Raw genomic sequence first — 17,958 nt, forward strand, 5'->3', positions numbered from 1 at the left:
TCGGGTTACTTGCTCAGCAGGTTCTGCTTGACCCAGTCGAGCGAATAGCTGGGGCTGATGATCTGGCCGGCCGGCAGCTTGGCGTATTCCTTGAGGTTGCTGGCATCGACGGTTGCGACGGGCATGATCATCATCTTGGGCGCCTTGGCGCCCTTGAGCAGGGAGAGGCCGAGCCAGAAAGCGGCGCCGCCAATGCCAGGCGTGGTGTTCATCGAGACCGTCTGGTAGCCGTTCTTGGCGTTCTCGTCGGCCCACCATTTGACGAAGTCGGTACCGCCGCCGCCCTCGATGATCGGCATCTTGTCCTTGTACTCGCCGCCATACTGGACGAAGGCCTGAGCGATGCCGACATCGTCACTGCCGCCCTGGCCCAGCACCGCATCGACATGCGGCAGCGAGGGCAGCACATTGGCGATCGCCGCTTGCGCCACCGAGGCCGTCGCCTGGCCATAGACGGTCGCGGCAACCTTGATGTCCGGATATTTCGCCAGGACCGACTGCTGCGCGTTGAACATGTCATTGTCGGGCGCCGAGCCCTTCACGCCACGAACCTGGATGACGTTGCCCTTGCCGCCGAGCATCTTGAACACGGCTTCGGCCTGGGTCGCCTTGTAGCCCTTGAAGTCGAAATTGAGCTGGTAGTTGCAGGGTGCCGAGGCGACTGAATCGAAGGAGACGACGATGATGCCGGCCTTGCAGGCTTTTTCGATGATGCCGTTGACCGCGGTTTCCGAGGCGGCGTCGACGGCGAGCACGTCGACCTTCTTGAGGATCAGTTCGGCGATCTGACTGTTTTGCTGCGCCACCGAGCCGTCGCCGTTCATGACGATGTAGTCGGCGATCTGTCCGGCGGCCTTGGCTTCCTTGGCCGAAGCCTCGAACGCTTCCACCATCTGGTGGCGCCAAGTGTTGCCGTAATAGGCATTGGTCAGCGCGATGACCGGCTTGTCCGACGACGCCATTGCCGGCAGCGTCACAACACTGATCAGCGCGGCGCTGGCCAGCGCCGCCACGATTGAACGTTTCATTGTATCTCCTCCCAGAAAGACCACAGGACGCAGCGCATCTGCTGAGGATCACGCTATGTCAGGTACATATTATACCAGCATACCAAATAGACAAGCGCTTTGCTGCCTGCTGGGGTTCGGAGGCTGAAAAGCGTAAGGCCCACCAATTTCGTCGAATTGGCATGTCGTCTGGTCAGACAATCCCGGATCCCGAGGGTCAGGTCGGAACTTCCTCCCATGCGAAACGTCCGCTTTCGCCATCCCGAAGTCGCGAAGCTCTCATTCGGCTTGCGTCGTCAGGCCATGGCTTGAACAGCGGCTGCGGCCATGATCGAACCGCGCCAGACCGGTGCCAAGCGACGGAACCATTTCGGCGGACAGGTCGCCATTTCGAATTTCAATGGTGCGGATCATCAACCTCAGATGGGATCGGCATTGGCGGTGGGGACGCGCTGTTGGTGGCGGCCCTTGCGGGCGATAGCGAGAAGGTCGTTCGAGGCGATGCCGATCAGCGCTTTCATCTGGTCGTGAGCGTCGTCGACCCTACGCATGCGGATTGCTTCCAGCACATCGCCATGGGCGCTGAGCGTCTGCTGATAATTGGCGGTGGCCGATGTGGTCAGTCGGAAAGAGAAGCTGAGTGCGGCTGCCAGCATATTGCCGAGATTGGCGAAAACCGGGTTGCGGCTGGCGCGCAGGATAGCGGTATGAAAGCGGACATCGGCATCGAGACAGGCCGCGAGGTCGTCCTCCGGCGCAATGCGCATGGCCTCGTAGGCGGCTTCGATCACCGCGAGATCGCCCGAGGTCGCCATCCTGGCCGCAAGCTGGGCGGCAGCCGGCTCGATGACCAGCCGCGCCTCGATCAAGCCGCGGACGAAATCGAGATCAGGCTCGATATCGCGCATCCATTCGAGGACCTGCGCGTCAAGCCTGTTCCATTCGCTCGACGCGCGCACACGCGTGCCAGCCCGCTTGCGCGCCTCGATCAGTCCCTTGGCCGAAAGTGTCAGCAGCGCATCGCGTAGCGCCGTGCGGCTGGCGCCGTAGATGAAGCACAGTTCAGCCTCCGTCGGGAGGACCGCGTGCTGCGCGTAGGTGCCGGCGAGAATGCGCTGTCCGAGATCGCGCGAGATGCGATCCTTCAGGGACAAATTGGCGCCATCCCCGGCAGGAAGGTCCTGCTTGCCTTGATCGCTTGCAGCGGTCGCCGCGTCCATCGTCATGTCCTGTTCAAGTGGTACTCGGCAATGACCACAGCAAGGATCAGCAGTGAGCCTTTTGCAAGCAATTGATAGAAGGTCGGCACGGACGTCAGTATCATTCCGTTGTTGAGCACGCCAATGATGGCGACGCCGAGCAGCGCGCCGACAATCGTGCCCTTGCCGCCCTGCAAGGCACAGCCACCCAGCACGGCCGCGGTGATAGCCTCGAGTTCCAGGCCCTGGGATCCGGATACGGGCTGACCCGAACCGGTACGGGCAGCCAGCAGGATCCCGGCCAATCCGGCGGCAACGCCGCTCATGATGTAGATGCCGACGCGGTAGCGGTTGATGTTGATGCCGGAGAAGCGGGCGACAACGGCATTGCCGCCGAGCGCATAGATGTTGCGGCCGACAATCGAACGCGCGAGGAAGAGGTGGAATGCGATCGCCGTCAGCACCAGAATCCAGACCAGCAACGGCAGGCCGAGGATGCGTCCAATGCCTATGAACCGGAACGTGTCGCTGAAGATTGCGATCGACTGGCCGTCGGACATGATGAAGGCAATGCCGCGAAAGATCGCCATGGTGCCGAGCGTGGCAATGACCGCGTTGACTCGCCCATAGGTGATGATGATGCCGTTGACCAGACCGGCAAGACCACCAAGCACGAGGCCGGCAACGATGCCGGCCGCCGGCGACCCGGTTGCCTGTATGGCCATTGCCGTCGAGACCGTGGTCAAACCGACGGTGGCGCCGACGGCGATATCGAGACCGCCGCCGACGATGACTACGGTTTGGCTCATTGCCAGCACGCCGAGAATGGTGATGCCGAGACCGATGTTGAGCAGGTTCCGGCTGGAGAAGAACACATCGCCGCGTAGCGAACCGAAGATGACAACGAGAATGGCGAGCGCCACCAGAAGGCTGATGTTGTGAACGCCAAGGCGCTCCACAAGGCGCGCGGAAGCGCCCCTGGCATCGGTCTGCGCTTTCGATGCGCGAAGCTCGAGGCTGTTCATTGAATGTGGTCTCCGGGCGCTGGTGCGGATTGCGGCATGGCGTGTTTGAGGATCGTCGCTTCGTCGATGTCGGGGCGGGACAATTCGGCCGTGATGCGGCCGCCTGCCATGACAAGAACCCTGTCGGCGAGACCGATCAGTTCCGGCATTTCCGAGGAAATCAGGATGATGCCAATGCCGCTTGCCGCGAGTTCATCGATCAGCCGATAGATTTCCGCCTTGGCGCCGATATCGATGCCGCGCGTCGGTTCGTCGAGAATGAGCAGCATCGGCTGCCGGGCAAGCCAGCGCGCCAGAACGACCTTCTGCTGATTGCCGCCCGACAGTTTCGAAACCTGCTCGTCGAGGTTGGGTGCCTTGATCGACATCTTGGCTGCCAGCGGCGAGACAATCTCCAGTGCCTTGCGCCGGTTGAAGAAGCCGAAGCTCGACGTCTTGTCGGGCACGCAAAGCGAAGCGTTGTCGAGAATGCTTCTGAACAGGAGCAACGCCTCGTGCTTGCGGTCTTCGGGAGCAAAACCGATGCCCGCGACGATTGCCGCATGCGGACTGTTGGGGAGAACGGGCACGCCATTCATGGCTATGGTGCCGGCGATGCGCTGGTCATAGCCGACAATCGCCTTTGCCAGTTCGGAGCGGCCCGCACCCATGAGGCCGGCGATGCCCAGCACTTCCCCGCGACGAACCCTGAGGCTGACATCGCTGACGCGGTCGGTGGTCAATCCCGCCACGTCCAGCAATTGTTCGCCGGACCGCCAGGTCTCGCGGGTGAACAGATCGGCGATGTTGCGGCCGACCATGAGCTTGGCGATGGTCTGCTCGCTGGCGCCGGCCGCCGGCGAATCGTCGACCAGCCTGCCGTCACGTAAAACGACAATGCGGTCGGCAAGGTCGATGATCTCGTTCAGCCGGTGCGAGATGTAGATGATCGACGTGCCTTCCTCGCGCAGCCGGCGGATGACGGAAAACAGGCGACGCGCTTCGTCATCGGTCAGTGACGAGGTCGGCTCATCGAAGGCGATCAGCCGGCCGCCGGCACGGATGGCGCGCATGATCTCGATCATCTGGCGTTGTGCCGGGCCGAGCGTGCCGCAGAGTTGGCGTGGCCGCATGTCCTGCTGCATGCCGAAGGTCGCAAGCACCCGGTCGGTCTGCTCCTCCAGTTTGCGCCAGTCGAGCAGGACGCCTGCCAGGCGCGGCAATTCGCCGACGAAAATATTCTCGGCCACCGTCAGGTTCGGAACGATCTCCGGCTCCTGATGGATGACGCGGATTCCGGCCCGGTGGCTGTCGCGCGGTTCGCCGAAAACGATCGGCGTCGCGCCGTGCCGCACAGTGCCGCTGTCGGGCCCGAAGACGCCCTCGAGAATGCGCATCATCGTCGATTTGCCTGCCCCGTTCTCGCCGACCAGAGCGAGCACCTCGCCTGGTCGGAAGGCAATCGAGACGTTGTCGAGCGCCTGCACGACGCCGAAGCGTTTCGATATGCCATCGAGCGAGAAGAAGTCCGATTGCGTCAAAGCTCACTCCCGAGGATCGATCCGTGTTCGGTGGCATCGCAGCCAGCGAACCTGCCAACTGGAAGCGTCATGCGCCCTGGGGACGCATGACGCAGGTTCGGCTCAGTGGCAGAGCTTGGCCTTGTAGTCCGATGCAAAATTGCCGGCGGTGATGTATTCCGGGTCGGTGAAGGACTGAACGGGCAGCTTCGTTCCGTCCTTGATCGAGGCCAGCAGGATCTTCACCGCCAGCGCGCCATGGTTTGCCGAATTGAGCCACATCGTACCACGGAATGCCGAAGGCTTTCCCGATCCGAAGGCTTCGCAGGCGCGGCTGCCGTCAATGCCGATGCCCATGCCTTGGTCCGGGGCATAGCCGGCGTTTTCCAGCGCTCGCGCCGCTCCCAGCACGCCGTCATCATTGCAGGAATAGAAGATCCAGTTGGTGACGCCGGGATTGGCCGTCAAAGTGGTGGTCATGACGTCGATGGCGTTGACCATCGTGTTGTCATAGGGGACGCGAAGGATATTTGCCGGCTTGAAATCGGGCACCGCCTTCAGGAACGCTTCCTCGGCACCCTTGTTGCGCTGCATGCAGGTGTCGGCCTTGCGGTCCTCGATCGAGGCGATACGCACCTCCTTGCCGGCCCAGCCATCGGCCTTGTAGAGCTTGGCCAGTTCCTCGCCCACCCGCGCACCGATATTGTAGGCATTCATGCCGACATAGGGGACCTGGGTGCCGTCCTGGTAGTAGATATCGTCATCGACCGCCACCAGGGGGATTTTCGCCGCCTTCGCCTTCTCGGCGATGACCGGTCCCAGCGCCTTGTCGGGAACGACGATGGCGATGCCCTTGACGCCGTCGCCGACCATTGTGTCGAAGGTGGTGATCGTCAGATTGGAGTCGAACTGGACGTCCTGCGACACGAAGGCGGCGCCGGCCGCCTCAGCCGCTTTCTTGGCGCCGCCGACTTCGGCGACGAACCATGGATGCTCGCCCATCTTGTTGATGTAGCCGATCTTGATGTCGTCGGCGCTTGCCGCGCCGGCCATCAGTCCGGCAGCCAGTAGCGCCAATGTTGCCAGAGCCTTTGTCGTCGTTTTCATGTGGATCCTCCCTGCTTGGTTGTCAGTCGTGGTAGAGAACCGAGCGTCCACCATCGATGATGATCGTCTCGGCATTGATGAACGGCGCCTCGTCCGAAGCGAGGAAAACCGCCGTCATCGCAACTTCGTCCGGCCGGCCAATGCGCTTGGGCGGATGAAGGTCGTAGGCCCGCCGCTTCTCTTCGGCTGGGTCTGGAAACGTGTTCCAATAGGCTTCCGCGATCGGCGTCTCGATGTAGCCGGGGGCGATCGCATTCACGCGAATGCCGCGCGCCGCATATTCGATGGCGAGCGAGCGGGTCAGCCCGACAAGCGCATGCTTGGCGACCGGATAGGGGAATGTGTGGGGAATGATCTTGAAGGCGTGGCAGCTGGCTATGTTGATGATCGATCCCGACCCGTTCGCCAGCATCGTCGGCAACACCGCCTTGGCGCAGAACCATGCGGCCTCAAGGTCGAGCCTGAGACAGCGTTCCCATTCCTCGTCCGGCATCGACAAGGGTTCGTAAAAGACGTTGGCGCCGGCATTGTTGACGAGAACATCGACGCTGCCATAGGCCGCGATCGTCTTCGCCACCATGTCGGCCACTGCCGCTGTGTCGGTGACGTCGGTTTCGACGAAAAGGGCGTCGGCGCCTTTGGCACGCAATTCGTCGGCGATCGCCTTGCCGGTTGCCGCATTCAGCTCGGCAATCACGGTCTTTGCTCCCTGCATCGCAAAGGCCCGCGCGGTGGCGGCGCCAATGCCCTGGCCGGCCCCGGTGACGATTGCAATCTTTCCCTGAAGCCTGCCTGTCATGGCGCTCACCAATCGACCACGGTGCCGTCGGGCATGACGGCGTTGCGCGCATGCAGCACTTCCTGCTTGAAGGGGTGTCGCGCAATGACATCTTCATTCACGGTGACGCCAAGGCCCGGCAGATCGGGCACGTCCCAGCGGCCGGGTTTGCGATCGATCGGCCAGGTGACGACGTCGTCGTACCAGGCGACCGCGCCCGACATCTCCTCCTGGATGATGACGTTCGGCGTCGATATGCCGAAGTGAAGTGCTGCGACGCCGGCGATCGGGCCGAGCGGGTTGTGCGGCGCAAGGCCGATGCCGGCGGTTTCGGCCAGCGCCGCGATCTTCTTGGTCTCGAGCAGACCGCCAGTATGGCAGATATCGGGCTGGGCAATGTTGAACGCACGCGCCGCGATCGATTGCGTGAACTCGCGGCGCCCGATCAGCCGCTCACCGGATGCGATGGGGACCGCCGATCGCGCGGTGATATGCGCCAGGCCGACGACATCTTCGGGCGGCACCGGCTCTTCGGCGAACATGATGCGGGCCGGTTCGATCGCCTTGAGATAGTCCATCGCCGCGTTGACGGAGGCCGGGCGCCCGTGAAAGTCGACCATGATGTCGATGTCGGGACCGACGGCCTCGCGCAGCGCGCCAACCATGTCGGCAACGGAATCGACCGCCTTCGCCGGCGAGACATAGTGGGTGTAGGGAATGCAGACGACCTTGACCGCGTCGTAGCCGGCCTGCGTGACGATGCGTCCGCGCTCGACGATCGTGTCCGCCGACCCGCTCTCATAGACCGCCTTCATGTCGCCGAGGCCGAGATGCGTATAGGTGCGCAGATAGTCGCGGACCTGGCCGCCGAGAAGCCGCCAGACCGGAACGCCCAGCGACTTGCCCAGAATGTCCCAGAGCGCGATCTCGATGCCGCTCACGGCCGACATTCCCTCGACGCCAAGACGCCAGAAACCGTGGCGCGTCAGGATCTGGTAGCACTGCTCCACATTGCGCGGATCCTGCCCGATGAGCAGTGCCTCGAGATCCTGAAGCGCGCCAACGACGGCACGCGTCTTCCATTCCAGCGTTGCCTCGCCCCAGCCAAACAGACCGGGCTCATCGGTTTCGACCCGAACGAAAACCCAGTTGCGCATTTCCGCATTGCAGACGAGCGCCTTGATGGCCGTAATTTTCATGGATGCTCCCAGGTGCGTCGTCTTTTTAAAAGTTATTATGTATGATTTATTATGGATCATATGAGCAAGTCAAGCGCGGCATCGGGCGATGATGCTCGCCGACCGCTTCGTGGTGCCGAACAAAGGCCGCATCGAACAGATCGGAACGCCCTCCGAACTCTAAGAGAACCCGGCCAATCTGTTCGTTGCGAGCTTCATAGGATCGCCGGAAATGAACATCATCAGGGCCATGTCGAGAGTGGCGTGTTCATCGCCGGACAAGGCCTGCGCCTGCCACTGCCGAAGGAGGCAGGGATAGGGAACAGGCAAGGCGTGGTTTACGGGATTCGCCCCCAGCACATCGCTGTCGGTGGCAGTCACGCAAAGGCGAGGGTCCAAGTGGTCGAGCCACCGGAAGCCCAGGAAATCACCCTAACTGCTGATGGCGTCGACCTGATGGCCGAAATCCGGGAACAGCCACTGTTCAGACCGGATCAAGAGGTGAATCTGGAGATTGTCGTGCACAAGGTGCATCTGTTCGACGCCCAGAGCGGCATCAGGATAAACTAGGGGCGCTTGTTCTCTCGATACTGTCCACCTTCGCCAAGGCGATGCGCCCGCTCGGCGGCTCATCCCCATCGATGAGAATGCGCTCCGCCGCTCCATCAAGATCCTCATACTGGCCGCTTCTCAGGGCCCACAGAAAGCCGCTCAGTCCAAGCGCTCCGAGGAAGAGCGCCACGGGGATGAGATAGACGAGCGTCGTCATGGCTGTTGGACCAACATGCCTGGGCGTCCGCGCCGGTCGCGCGAAGCGCGTTCAGGCGATGCGCTTTTCGTGAAACCTTGCAGCCGCATGGCGTTTCCGATCACCAGCAGCGACGAGGCGGACATGGCGATCGCTGCGATGAGCGGCGTCACGTGCCCCGATATGGCGATCGGCACCGCGAACGCGTTGTAGACAATGGCAATGGCGATGTTCTGTCGAATGAGCCGGCCTGCCTCTCGCGAGATATCCAAGGCCAAGGGCACCGCCAGAAGGCTTTCGCGCAGGAAGACGAAATCGGCGGCATTGCGACCGACATCGGCCGCTGTGGCCGGGGCCATCGAGACATGCGCCGCGCCGAGCGCCGGCGTATCGTTCAGTCCGTCGCCTACCATCAGCACCTTGTGGCCTTCCCTGGACAGCGCCTCGATCCACTCGACCTTGCCGGACGGGAGCAGGGCCGGAACGAAGTCCTCGATCCCCAAGGTCTTGGCGACGTCGCGACAGGCGTTGGCGGTGTCGCCGGACAACATCTGGACCGACATGCCGGCATCCTGCAATTGCCCGACCGCCGCCTTTGCGTCGGCGCGCGCCGCGTCTTCGAAGGCAAAGGTGGCGACGATGATCCCGTTCTTCGAAAGCACTGTCCCGCCATAGCCGCCATATTTGCCTTCGCCGCCGGTCCGCGCCTTCCATCCAGCCCATCCGCGCCGGCCGAGGCGCCAGGTGTTGCCTTCGGTGACGGCTTCCATGCCGAAGCCTGGGTGTTCGCCGACGGACTGGAGCCCGGGTTGGCTGGAAGAGCCCGCGAAACCGGCTATGGCCTTCGAGAATGGATGGCGCGACTGCGCGGCCATGTCGGCCGCGATCGCCAGCATGGCCGGGTCGATGGACGGCCCATTGATCAGCCTTGGCTGTCCGAGCGTGAGGGTCCCGGTCTTGTCGAACAGCACCGTATCGATCGCCGCCAGTCGTTCCATGGCCGAACCGTCCTTGACCATGACGCCGGCCTCGAAAAGACGCCGCGCCGCGACGACCTGCACGATCGGCACGGCCAGGCCGAGCGCGCATGGGCAGGTGATGATGAGAACGGCAATCGCGATCGTCATTGCCAGATGCCAGTCGCCCGAAGCGATCATCCATCCAAGGAACGTCAGCAAGGCAGCGAGATGGACCACCGGAGCGTAGAGCGCCGACACACGGTCGGCGATCCTGCGGTAGTGCGAGCGGCCGCCCTCCGCGGCTTCCATGAGCCGGACCATTTCGGCCAGGAAAGAATCCTTCGCCGCGGCCGTCGCCTGCATGGTCAGCGGGCCGGTGAGATTGAGCGTGCCTGCCTGAACCTGGGCTCCCGCTCCCACGGTCCGGGGCGTGCTTTCCCCGGATACCAGTGAACAATCGAGATCCGAAATACCGCTGAGGATATTGCCGTCGACCGGAATTCGCTCACCGGCGGCGATGTGCAGCGCCATGCCCGGTTCGATCTCGCCGACCGGCAGGTAATCGCGCACGCCATCGCCGCGCAGCACGATGGCGCCGCGCGCCGCCAGCCGCGACAGGCCATTCACGGCGGTGCGGGCCCGTTCGCGCATGACGTGGTCCAGCGTGCGGCCGATCAGGAGGAAGAACAGCAGCGAAACGGAGGCGTCGAAATAGGCGTGGTCGCCATGATTGATGGTTTCGTAGAGGCTCATGGCGTAGGCAAGCGACACGCCGACCGCAATCGGGACGTCCATGTTCATGCGCCCGTGGCGCAAGGCATTCCAGGCCGAGCGGAAATAGATGCCGCCGGCAAAGGCCAGGGCGGGGATGGCGATCAGCGCCGAGACCCAGTGGAACAGGTCGCGGGTCGCGCCTTCGGCGCCGGACCAGACCGAGACCGACAGCAGCATGATGTTGCCGGCGGCAAAACCCGCGACCGCGACCGCCCGGATCAGTTCCGAAAGCGTCTTGTCCTTGTTGCCGGTCTCCGGATCGACGAGATGCGCTTGGTAGCCCAGCCGCCCAAGCGTTGCGAAAAATGGCGGAGCCTCGTCGCCACGCCACTGGACCGAAACTCGTCTGGTCGACAGGTTGACGCGAGCGCTCTCGACGCGATTGAGCTTTCCCAATGCCGTCTCGATCGTCTGGATGCAGGCCGCGCAGTGGACTGTCGGTACCGACAGATCGGTCTGGCAAAGGTTGTCGCCGATCGATCGGCTTGCCAGCCTGATCTCCTGGCTGGACGGCAGGACCGATGGGGCGCCGGCCAGATCCAGCGTCATTTCAGCGCCAGGTGCACAACAGCTCATTTCATCGCCCCATGGGAAATCATGATCCTGCGGACGTCACGATAGGCTTTGTCCAGACCGGCATCGGCGTCGACTTCGACGATCCAGACCCCGTCCTTCGGCGTATGCTGCGCGGCGAAGTCCTGGCCCGAGGCGAGGGCGAGCGTGATGGCCTTATCCTCCTTCTCATAGGCGGGGTGGCGAAACAGCACCTTGACGCCATGCAAGGCGACCGGCTTGCCGCCGGCATCGGTAAGGCTATAGCGAACCTCACCCGCCGCGATGGTCAGTTTGCCGGTCCAGCCGAGGGCCGCCTGCGCGCGCCCCTCCTCGGCTTTCTTGTTGAATTGCTGGCTCGCCACATAGGTGTTCTCGACCACCAGGCCGGTCCAGCTTGTGCTGGCGAGCGTCGCCATGGTCAGATTGACCGCGATGACCACGCCGAAAAAGGCAAGGACGGTGGCCAGCATGTGCCTGCCGGTGAATTCGCGGGATTTTTGCGCCTTGGCGGTCATCTGGCGATCTCCGGTGCGTTGAAGGTGGCGGTGTATTCGTCGGACTCGAAGCTCGCTCTGTCCTCGGCCCGGAACTTGAAGGTCTGTGCCGTACCCTGGATCTGGCCCGCCGGCTGGCGTACGAAGACCTTGAGCATCTTCAGCCGGTCGGGTTCGACCGAGATGGGAACGGAGCGACCTGCCGGCTGATCGATGCCGACCACGCTCATCTCTGCTCCTTCCAAGCCCTGAAGGGTGACGACGATGGTCCTGGGCTCGGGGATCATGTTGAGCAGCTTGACGGTGTAGCCGTTGCGGATGGAGCCGTCGGACAGGGTGACGAACTGCGGATTGCGGTCGTGCAGCACGTTCACTTCGAGCCGGTCGCGCGTCAGCAGCGAATACAGCAGGCCCAGGCCGATCAGCGACCACAGGCCCATGTAGACATAGGTGCGTGGCCGAAAGATCTTGCGAATGTGGAAATGGGCCACCTTGTCGGAGAACAGGCCGTCAGCGGTTCGGACCAGCGAAGGATTGACTGAACCCGAGCCCCCGGCGGTCGCCAGCATCATGTTGGCGTTGTAGTCGGAGAGCGTCGCGTAGGAGATCAACCCATGCTCCCTGCCGAGTTTGTCCATGACGCTGTCGCAAGCGTCGATGCAGAGCGCGCAGGTGATGCATTCGAGCTGCTGGCCGTCGCGGATGTCGATCCCCATCGGGCAGACCGCGACGCAGGCATTGCAGTCGACGCAGTCGCCGACAGGCTGCCCCGCGGCGAGCACCTTCTTGGCGTGGCGCGAGCGCGGTTCGCCGCGCCAGTCATTGTAGGTGACGGTGAGGGAGGTCTCGTCGAGCATGGCCGCCTGTATGCGCGGCCACGGGCACATATAGGTGCAGACCTGCTCGCGCATCAGCCCGCCGAACGTATAGGTCGTCGCCGTCAGTACGGCGACGGTGATGTAGGCGATGGGAGCCGCCGCGCCGGTGAAGAGTTCGCCGGCTAGCGTCGGTGCATCGGCGAAATAGAAGATCCAGGCGCCGCCGGTGGCCGCGCCTATGACCAGCCAGATGGCGTGTTTCGAGACCCGCAGCACGAGCTTGCGTGCGGTCCAGGGTCCGGCATCGAGCTTCATGCGAGCGTTGCGGTCGCCCTCGATGGCGCGCTCGACGACCAGAAACAGATCGACCCAAACGGTCTGCGGGCACGTATAGCCGCACCAGGCGCGCCCGACCGTCGACGTGATCAGGAAGAGGCCGACGCCGGCCATGACCAGCAGGCCGGCCACATAGTAGAATTCCTGCGGCCATATTTCGATGAAGAAGAAGTAGAAGCGCCGATTGGCGACATCGAGCAGTACGGCCTGGTCCGGGGCAAACGGGCCGCGATCCCATCGCAACCACGGCGTCAGGTAGTAAATGCCGAGCGTGATCGCCATCACGAGCCATTTGAACTGGCGAAAGCTGCCCGATGCACGCTTGGGGAAAACCTTCTTGCGCGCAGCATACAATGGCTGGCGCACTTTGGCGGAGTTGACCGCCTCAGCTTCGAGCCGTTCTACCTGCGTATTGTCCAGCACCGGTCTCTCCCGTCATGCAGCTTGTAATTTCGCCCTGTGGCGGCGACGAAATGCAGCGTCGACCGGGACCTTGCCTCCGACTGGATCGCGCCGCGTTGATGCAGGTCAATCGTCGGCACCGCAAATCAGTCGAGGCCCGGCAGGGCCGGGCCTCGTCGCCTGGACGGAGAGGGCAGGAGAATAGGCCCCCGTTGCTATTCTCCACCGCCAAGCGAATGCACGTAGACTGCGAGCTCCTTGACCTTGGTCTCGCCGAGACGGTCAATCCAGGCTGGCATCACGCCGTGTTTCGGCGTGCGGACCTGGGCGGCGACTGCTGCTTCGCCAGACCCGTAGAGCCAGATGGCATCGGTCAGATCGGGAGCGCCGAACTCCCTGTTGCCTTTCGCGTTGGCGCCATGACAGGCCACGCAGTTTTCCGCGAAGACCTTGGCGCCGGGCTCGATCAGACTTGCGTCCTGGACCTTGCCGGAGAGGCTCGCCACGTAGGCGCTGACCTGTGTGATCTGCTCGGGCGTGATGATGTCGCCAAAGGCCGGCATCTCGGAGATGCGCGTATCCGGGTCGGACGCGAAGCGAATGCCGTGCGTGATCGTCTGCTGGACCTGGTCGGCCTTGCCGCCCCACAGCCAGTCGTCGTCATTGAGGTTGGGAAAGCCCTTGGACCCCTGTGCGCCCGAGCCATGACACTGAACGCAATTGACCTTGAATGTGGCTCCGCCGGCCGCGACCGCGAATTCACGCAGAGCATCGTCGGCGGCAATCTCGGACACGGTCTTCGATTGAATTGCCGCGACATACTTGCCCTTCGCAAGTTCGGCCGCCGCCAGCTCGTTCTTGACGTCATTTCGGCTCGAATAGCCGAGCAGCCCACTCGTCGCGGAGGACAGCATCGGCCATGCCGGATAGGCAATGGTGTAGCCGATTGCCCAGGCGATGGTGATGTAGAAGGTTATCACCCACCACCGGGGAAGAGGGTTGTTGAGTTCCTTGATGCCGTCCCACTCATGCCCGGTCGTCGAGATGCCCGACACGTCGTCGATATGCTCTGTGCTCATGATCAGTCATCCTTGAGGGGAATGCGGGCGGCTTCATCGGCTTGGCTGCGGCCGCCCGGCCGAAGTGCGAAGGCAATGCAGCCGACAAAAAAGAGCGCCATGGCCAGCAAGCCCCAGCTGTCGGCGAATTCCCGCATCAGATTGTAGTCCATGGGTCGTGCTCCTCAGCGGTAACCGGCGGCTTCGTCGTAGTGTTTGAAATCGACCAGCGTGCCGAGCATCTGCAGATAGGCGACAAGCGCGTCCATCTCGGTGACCTGCTGCGGATTGCCGTCGAGATCTCCGACCTTCGCTTTCGGATAGCGGGCCAGGAGGCCGGACGTGTCGGCGTTGGGATCGGCCTGCGCCATCAAGTCGGCGTTGGCGTGCGCGATCATGTCGTCGGAGTAGGGGACGCCAACACGCCTGTTCGCAACCAGATGCGTCGAGAAGTCCTTCACCTGGATTGGCGTGTCCTTCAGGAACGCGTATTTCGGCATGATCGATTCCGGCACCACCGAGCGCGGATCGCTGAGATGCTGGACGTGCCAATCGTTCGAGTAGCGGTCGCCGACCCGGGCAAGGTCGGGGCCGGTGCGTTTCGAGCCCCACTGGAAGGGGTGATCGTACATCGACTCGGCAGCCAGGCTGTAGTGACCATAGCGCTCGACCTCGTCCCGGAATGGCCTGATCATCTGGCTGTGGCAGAGGTAGCAGCCCTCACGCACATAGATGTTGCGGCCGGCGAGTTCGAGCGGCGAATAAGGCCGCATGCCTTCGACCTTCTCGATCGTATTGTCGAGATAGAAGAGCGGGGCGATCTCGACGATGCCGCCGACCGTCACCACCAGAAGGGAACCAACGAGAAGAAGCGTGGCGTTCTTCTCGATGATCGCGTGTCTGTCCATCAAGCCCATTTCTGGCTCCTATTGTGCAGGCTGGAGGGCGGGAACAGAGCCCGGTAACGGTTGCTCCTGGCGCTGGTGGCCGAGGATCGTCATGGTGATGTTCCAGGCCATGATCAGGGCGCCGGACAGGTACATGGCTCCGCCGACGGCGCGCATGATGTAGTAGGGATGCATGGCGGCGACGGTCTCGGCGAAGGAGTAGACCAGGAAGCCCTGCTCGTCGTATTCGCGCCACATCAGGCCCTGCATGATGCCGGACACCCACATGACCGCGGCGTAGACGACGATGCCGAGCGTCGCCAGCCAGAAGTGCCAGGTGACCAGCCGCAGCGAATAGAGGCGTTCGCGGTTCCACAGCTTCGGCACCATGTAGTAGATCGCGCCGAACGAGATCATGCCGACCCAGCCGAGGGCGCCGGAATGGACGTGGCCGATGGTCCAGTCGGTGTAGTGGCTGAGCGAATTGACCGACTTGATCGACATCATCGGGCCTTCGAAGGTCGACATGCCGTAGAAGGCGATGGCGATCACCATCATGCGGATGATCGGGTCGGTGCGGATCTTGTCCCAGGCACCGGACAGCGTCATCAGGCCGTTGATCATCCCGCCCCAGGACGGCATCCAGAGCATGATCGAAAACACCATGCCGAGCGTCTGCGCCCAATCAGGCAGGGCGGTATAGTGGAGATGGTGGGGCCCAGCCCAGATATAGAGGAAGATCAGGGCCCAGAAGTGGATGATCGAAAGGCGATAGGAGTAGACCGGGCGGTTGGCCTGCTTGGGCACGAAGTAATACATCATGCCGAGGAAGCCGGCCGTCAGGAAGAAGCCGACCGCGTTGTGGCCGTACCACCATTGCGTCAGCGCATCCTGGACACCGGAAAATGCGGAGTAGCTCTTCGAGCCCAGGAAGGAGGCCGGCATCGACAGGTTGTTGACCACGTGCAGCATCGCGATGGTCACGATGAACGAGAGGTAGAACCAGTTGGCGACGTAGATATGCGGCTCCTTGCGCTTCAGGATAGTGCCGAGGAACAGGAGGAGATAGGCGACCCAGACGATGGTCAGCCAGATGTCGACATACCATTCAGGCTCGGCATATTCACGGGATTCGGTGATGCCGAGCAGATAGCCGGTGGCCGCCATGACGATGAAAAGCTGATACCCCCAGAACACGAACCAGGCGAGATTGCCGCCGAAAAGTCGGGCGCGGCAGGTGCGCTGCACCACATACAGGGACGTGCAAAGCAGAGCGTTGCCGCCGAAGGCAAAAACGACGCCGGATGTGTGCAGCGGCCGCAAACGCCCGAAATTGAACCAGGGCTGGATGTTGAGATCCGGGTAGGCAAGCTGCAGCGCGATGATCACGCCGACAAGCATGCCGACCACGCCCCAGAACATGGTGGCGATGGCGCCGTAGCGGATCGGCCCGTCCATATAGGCGGACGGATCGATCGGAGCCGCCGGCGCGAAACTGGTCTTGCGCAGAAGAACAGCGACAAAGCCCAGCAGCACGATGAACAGCACCCACATATGCTGGCGGAAAGGCTCATCCACGCCAAAGCCGGCGGCCACCAGGGCCGCGAATGCAAACAGGCTTAGAGCCACAGTTTCAGTGCCGAATTTCATGACATGTCCCCGACCTCGGATTCCGTGCGCGGAAAGCAAATCCGCAGCGGCACAATTCCTCAGCCGGGTTGCCGGTGCCTTGATCCAGGTCAAAGCCCACCGCGTTATCATTGGGCAGCGTAAGCCTTGCAAAAGACCGGAGGCTGACATTGGACTCGGAGAAAGTGCGAGGACCGTCGCTGTTTGAAAACCGCCGTGAAATCGCCACGCTGGCCGGGCGGGAGGCCGTCCCGACCGCGGTGATGCGGCGTGCGCATGACGAGAAACTCCGCCTTTGCGATGCTCTGGAACAAATCGCGGACGCTCTGCCAGGTGTTGATCGGATGATATGCCTCAGCACAGCCAACTCGATCGTGCCGCTTCTGCGCAGCATCCATCAGTACGAAGAGGCCATCATTTTTCCGGCTTACGAGGAGGCGGTGGTCGGCAGCGAGGCGAACCTTGCCTCGACCCGACGATTGCGGGCCGAGCATGTGGAAGACGAATGCTTTGCCGGTGAGGTGACTGAAATCCTGCTGGCCATCGGACATGGCGAGACAGTCGAGAATCCCGAAGCCATCGGGTTCATGTTGCGCGGCCTGTTCGAGAATTTGCGCCGGCACATCGCGTTTGAACGCGAGCACGTGCTGCCGATGATCGGGATCGCTGATTGAGGTCAGGCGCCGGAGCGACTGGCCAAGCGGTTAAGGCTGGTCACCGTCACATGTCGATTGTTCTCGATCCGGATCAGCCCGTCTGTCCGCAGCCGGGTCAACTGGCGGCTCACCGTCTCGATCGTCAGGCCGAGGAAATCGGCGATGTCGGCGCGTGTGAGCGGCAGCTCGAAGCTCGTCGCGTTGATGGCCGGATCGCGCGTGGGATCGATGTTTCTGGCAATCATCACCAGGAAGCTCGCCACTTTTTCCGCGGCCGTCTTGCGCCCCAGCGTCACCATCCAGTCGCGTGCTTCGTCAAGCTCGTTCAATGTCTGCTTGAGCAGGCGATGCTCGAGCTCTGGCGATTCCCTCATCATTCTCTCGATGGACGCTCTTGGAAACGAGCACAGGGAGACGGCCGTTGCCGCTTCGGCGTTGATAGCGCTTTCCACCTTGAATGGCCGCCCCAGAAAATCGGGAGCAAACTGAAGCCCGACAATCTGTTGGCGCCCGTCCGAAAGGCTTTTCGTCAGCTTCACCACGCCGGAAAGCACGTTGGAATAGCTGTCGACGGTCTCGGCGTCGCCAATCAGTTCCACGCCCGATTCAATGGTGTGCTTTGACGAAAGCTTGGCGAGCCCGACCAATTGATCGGGGTCGAGCGCACCGCAGACGCCGCGATGCCGCGCCTCGCATGATTGGCAAAGCACGGGAATGCCGGCGCTATGAACATCTTGACGTACTGTCATCACGATCGTCCGAGGATACTCAGTATCGGCAAGATAAGTGTCGGCCATTGAAAAAGCCTTGTGACAGTTTGTCCGGTGCAAAGGCTTTGACCGAAATCAA

General features: G+C 62.4%; 18 protein-coding genes and 2 pseudogenes. 3 read left to right on the forward strand and 17 right to left on the reverse strand.

Annotation, left to right across the window (positions count from 1 at the left end; all coding sequences use genetic code 11):
• Nucleotides 1-5 precede the first annotated feature (5 nt).
• The 8 genes from FJV83_RS00415 to dgoD all read right to left on the reverse strand — a co-directional run bounded on the left by FJV83_RS00415 (nucleotide 6) and on the right by dgoD (nucleotide 7,814).
• Nucleotides 6-1,028: an ABC transporter substrate-binding protein gene (locus tag FJV83_RS00415; RefSeq protein WP_095775521.1), complete on the reverse strand. Its 1,023-nt coding sequence runs from the start codon at nucleotides 1,026-1,028 to the stop codon at nucleotides 6-8.
• 258 nt (nucleotides 1,029-1,286) lie between these two features.
• Nucleotides 1,287-1,424 carry a hypothetical protein gene (locus FJV83_RS36275; protein ID WP_185973461.1) on the reverse strand — a complete coding sequence of 46 codons (138 nt, stop codon included), beginning with the start codon at nucleotides 1,422-1,424 and terminating at the stop codon, nucleotides 1,287-1,289.
• Nucleotides 1,425-1,426: 2 nt separating this feature from the next.
• A complete protein-coding gene (locus FJV83_RS00420) occupies nucleotides 1,427-2,227 on the reverse strand; it encodes a FadR/GntR family transcriptional regulator (RefSeq protein ID WP_246691761.1) in 801 nt (266 codons plus the stop codon).
• A 2-nt stretch (nucleotides 2,228-2,229) separates the two neighbouring features.
• The gene (locus FJV83_RS00425) at nucleotides 2,230-3,231 is read right to left on the reverse strand and encodes an ABC transporter permease (protein WP_142886953.1); all 1,002 of its coding nucleotides are present in this window, start codon (nucleotides 3,229-3,231) and stop codon (nucleotides 2,230-2,232) included.
• On the reverse strand, nucleotides 3,228-4,751 hold the full coding sequence (locus tag FJV83_RS00430; protein WP_142886954.1) for a sugar ABC transporter ATP-binding protein: 1,524 nt from the start codon (nucleotides 4,749-4,751) through the stop codon (nucleotides 3,228-3,230). The genes FJV83_RS00425 and FJV83_RS00430 overlap by 4 nt, the downstream gene beginning before the upstream one ends.
• Nucleotides 4,752-4,853: 102 nt before the next feature.
• The gene (locus tag FJV83_RS00435) at nucleotides 4,854-5,837 is read right to left on the reverse strand and encodes a substrate-binding domain-containing protein (RefSeq protein ID WP_095790503.1); all 984 of its coding nucleotides are present in this window, start codon (nucleotides 5,835-5,837) and stop codon (nucleotides 4,854-4,856) included.
• Between the two features lie 22 nt (nucleotides 5,838-5,859).
• The gene (locus FJV83_RS00440) at nucleotides 5,860-6,636 is read right to left on the reverse strand and encodes an SDR family oxidoreductase (RefSeq protein ID WP_142886955.1); all 777 of its coding nucleotides are present in this window, start codon (nucleotides 6,634-6,636) and stop codon (nucleotides 5,860-5,862) included.
• Nucleotides 6,637-6,641: 5 nt separating this feature from the next.
• A complete protein-coding gene (gene dgoD / locus FJV83_RS00445) occupies nucleotides 6,642-7,814 on the reverse strand; it encodes a galactonate dehydratase (protein ID WP_142886956.1) in 1,173 nt (390 codons plus the stop codon).
• Between the two features lie 85 nt (nucleotides 7,815-7,899).
• On the opposite strand from dgoD, the pseudogene FJV83_RS36800 reads away from it, so the two are divergent.
• A pseudogene (locus FJV83_RS36800) lies at nucleotides 7,900-8,037 on the forward strand (glycerol-3-phosphate ABC transporter ATP-binding protein); the annotation flags it as partial.
• A gap of 20 nt (nucleotides 8,038-8,057) precedes the next feature.
• A complete protein-coding gene (locus FJV83_RS00455; protein ID WP_142886957.1) occupies nucleotides 8,058-8,363 on the forward strand; it encodes a hypothetical protein in 306 nt (101 codons plus the stop codon).
• A gap of 58 nt (nucleotides 8,364-8,421) precedes the next feature.
• Here the strand turns inward: FJV83_RS00455 and ccoS are convergent.
• The 8 genes and pseudogenes from ccoS to ccoN form a co-directional block, all read right to left on the reverse strand.
• Nucleotides 8,422-8,562 (reverse strand): annotated as a pseudogene (ccoS, locus tag FJV83_RS00460) (cbb3-type cytochrome oxidase assembly protein CcoS); the annotation flags it as partial.
• On the reverse strand, nucleotides 8,559-10,850 hold the full coding sequence (locus tag FJV83_RS00465; protein ID WP_142886958.1) for a cation-translocating P-type ATPase: 2,292 nt from the start codon (nucleotides 10,848-10,850) through the stop codon (nucleotides 8,559-8,561). The pseudogene ccoS and the gene FJV83_RS00465, both read right to left, overlap by 4 nt.
• On the reverse strand, nucleotides 10,847-11,344 hold the full coding sequence (locus FJV83_RS00470; RefSeq protein WP_095775531.1) for a FixH family protein: 498 nt from the start codon (nucleotides 11,342-11,344) through the stop codon (nucleotides 10,847-10,849). Before FJV83_RS00470 ends, FJV83_RS00465 begins: the two co-directional genes overlap by 4 nt.
• Nucleotides 11,341-12,900: a cytochrome c oxidase accessory protein CcoG gene (gene ccoG, locus FJV83_RS00475; RefSeq protein WP_142886959.1), complete on the reverse strand. Its 1,560-nt coding sequence runs from the start codon at nucleotides 12,898-12,900 to the stop codon at nucleotides 11,341-11,343. The genes FJV83_RS00470 and ccoG overlap by 4 nt, the downstream gene beginning before the upstream one ends.
• 194 nt (nucleotides 12,901-13,094) lie before the next feature.
• Nucleotides 13,095-13,958 (reverse strand): cytochrome-c oxidase, cbb3-type subunit III, encoded by an 864-nt coding sequence (gene ccoP, locus FJV83_RS00480; RefSeq protein ID WP_142887187.1) that lies wholly within the window; start codon nucleotides 13,956-13,958, stop codon nucleotides 13,095-13,097.
• A 2-nt stretch (nucleotides 13,959-13,960) separates the two neighbouring features.
• Nucleotides 13,961-14,110, reverse strand: a complete 150-nt coding sequence (locus FJV83_RS00485) for a CcoQ/FixQ family Cbb3-type cytochrome c oxidase assembly chaperone (protein WP_019860163.1) — start codon at nucleotides 14,108-14,110, stop codon at nucleotides 13,961-13,963.
• 12 nt (nucleotides 14,111-14,122) lie between these two features.
• Nucleotides 14,123-14,854, reverse strand: coding sequence for a cytochrome-c oxidase, cbb3-type subunit II (ccoO, locus tag FJV83_RS00490; protein WP_095775534.1), 732 nt, complete (start codon nucleotides 14,852-14,854; stop codon nucleotides 14,123-14,125).
• 9 nt (nucleotides 14,855-14,863) lie between these two features.
• Nucleotides 14,864-16,474, reverse strand: coding sequence for a cytochrome-c oxidase, cbb3-type subunit I (gene ccoN / locus FJV83_RS00495; RefSeq protein ID WP_095775535.1), 1,611 nt, complete (start codon nucleotides 16,472-16,474; stop codon nucleotides 14,864-14,866).
• Nucleotides 16,475-16,716: 242 nt separating this feature from the next.
• Here ccoN and FJV83_RS00500 point away from each other — a divergent pair, with 242 nt between their 5' ends.
• Nucleotides 16,717-17,127, forward strand: coding sequence for a hemerythrin domain-containing protein (locus FJV83_RS00500; protein WP_095775559.1), 411 nt, complete (start codon nucleotides 16,717-16,719; stop codon nucleotides 17,125-17,127).
• A gap of 2 nt (nucleotides 17,128-17,129) precedes the next feature.
• On the opposite strand, the gene FJV83_RS00505 is transcribed toward FJV83_RS00500, so the two are convergent.
• On the reverse strand, nucleotides 17,130-17,858 hold the full coding sequence (locus tag FJV83_RS00505; RefSeq protein WP_185973475.1) for a Crp/Fnr family transcriptional regulator: 729 nt from the start codon (nucleotides 17,856-17,858) through the stop codon (nucleotides 17,130-17,132).
• Between the last annotated feature and the right edge of the window lie 100 nt (nucleotides 17,859-17,958).

It is taken from the genome of Mesorhizobium sp. WSM4307 (genome assembly GCF_007003945.1).
Classification (GTDB): domain Bacteria; phylum Pseudomonadota; class Alphaproteobacteria; order Rhizobiales; family Rhizobiaceae; genus Mesorhizobium.

Bases quoted from the DNA above. Each gene is read 5' to 3' on its own strand.
- FJV83_RS00415 (WP_095775521.1), bottom strand. From the start codon at position 1,028: ATGAAACGTTCAATCGTGGCGGCGCTGGCCAGCGCCGCGCTGATCAGT.
- FJV83_RS00420 (WP_246691761.1), bottom strand. From the start codon at position 2,227: ATGGACGCGGCGACCGCTGCAAGCGATCAAGGCAAGCAGGACCTTCCT.
- FJV83_RS00425 (WP_142886953.1), bottom strand. From the start codon at position 3,231: ATGAACAGCCTCGAGCTTCGCGCATCGAAAGCGCAGACCGATGCCAGG.
- FJV83_RS00435 (WP_095790503.1), bottom strand. From the start codon at position 5,837: ATGAAAACGACGACAAAGGCTCTGGCAACATTGGCGCTACTGGCTGCC.
- FJV83_RS00440 (WP_142886955.1), bottom strand. From the start codon at position 6,636: ATGACAGGCAGGCTTCAGGGAAAGATTGCAATCGTCACCGGGGCCGGC.
- dgoD (WP_142886956.1), bottom strand. From the start codon at position 7,814: ATGAAAATTACGGCCATCAAGGCGCTCGTCTGCAATGCGGAAATGCGC.
- FJV83_RS00465 (WP_142886958.1), bottom strand. From the start codon at position 10,850: ATGAGCTGTTGTGCACCTGGCGCTGAAATGACGCTGGATCTGGCCGGC.
- FJV83_RS00470 (WP_095775531.1), bottom strand. From the start codon at position 11,344: ATGACCGCCAAGGCGCAAAAATCCCGCGAATTCACCGGCAGGCACATG.
- ccoP (WP_142887187.1), bottom strand. From the start codon at position 13,958: ATGAGCACAGAGCATATCGACGACGTGTCGGGCATCTCGACGACCGGG.
- FJV83_RS00485 (WP_019860163.1), bottom strand. From the start codon at position 14,110: ATGGACTACAATCTGATGCGGGAATTCGCCGACAGCTGGGGCTTGCTG.
- ccoO (WP_095775534.1), bottom strand. From the start codon at position 14,854: ATGGGCTTGATGGACAGACACGCGATCATCGAGAAGAACGCCACGCTT.
- ccoN (WP_095775535.1), bottom strand. From the start codon at position 16,474: ATGAAATTCGGCACTGAAACTGTGGCTCTAAGCCTGTTTGCATTCGCG.
- FJV83_RS00500 (WP_095775559.1), top strand. From the start codon at position 16,717: ATGCGGCGTGCGCATGACGAGAAACTCCGCCTTTGCGATGCTCTGGAA.
- FJV83_RS00505 (WP_185973475.1), bottom strand. From the start codon at position 17,858: ATGACAGTACGTCAAGATGTTCATAGCGCCGGCATTCCCGTGCTTTGC.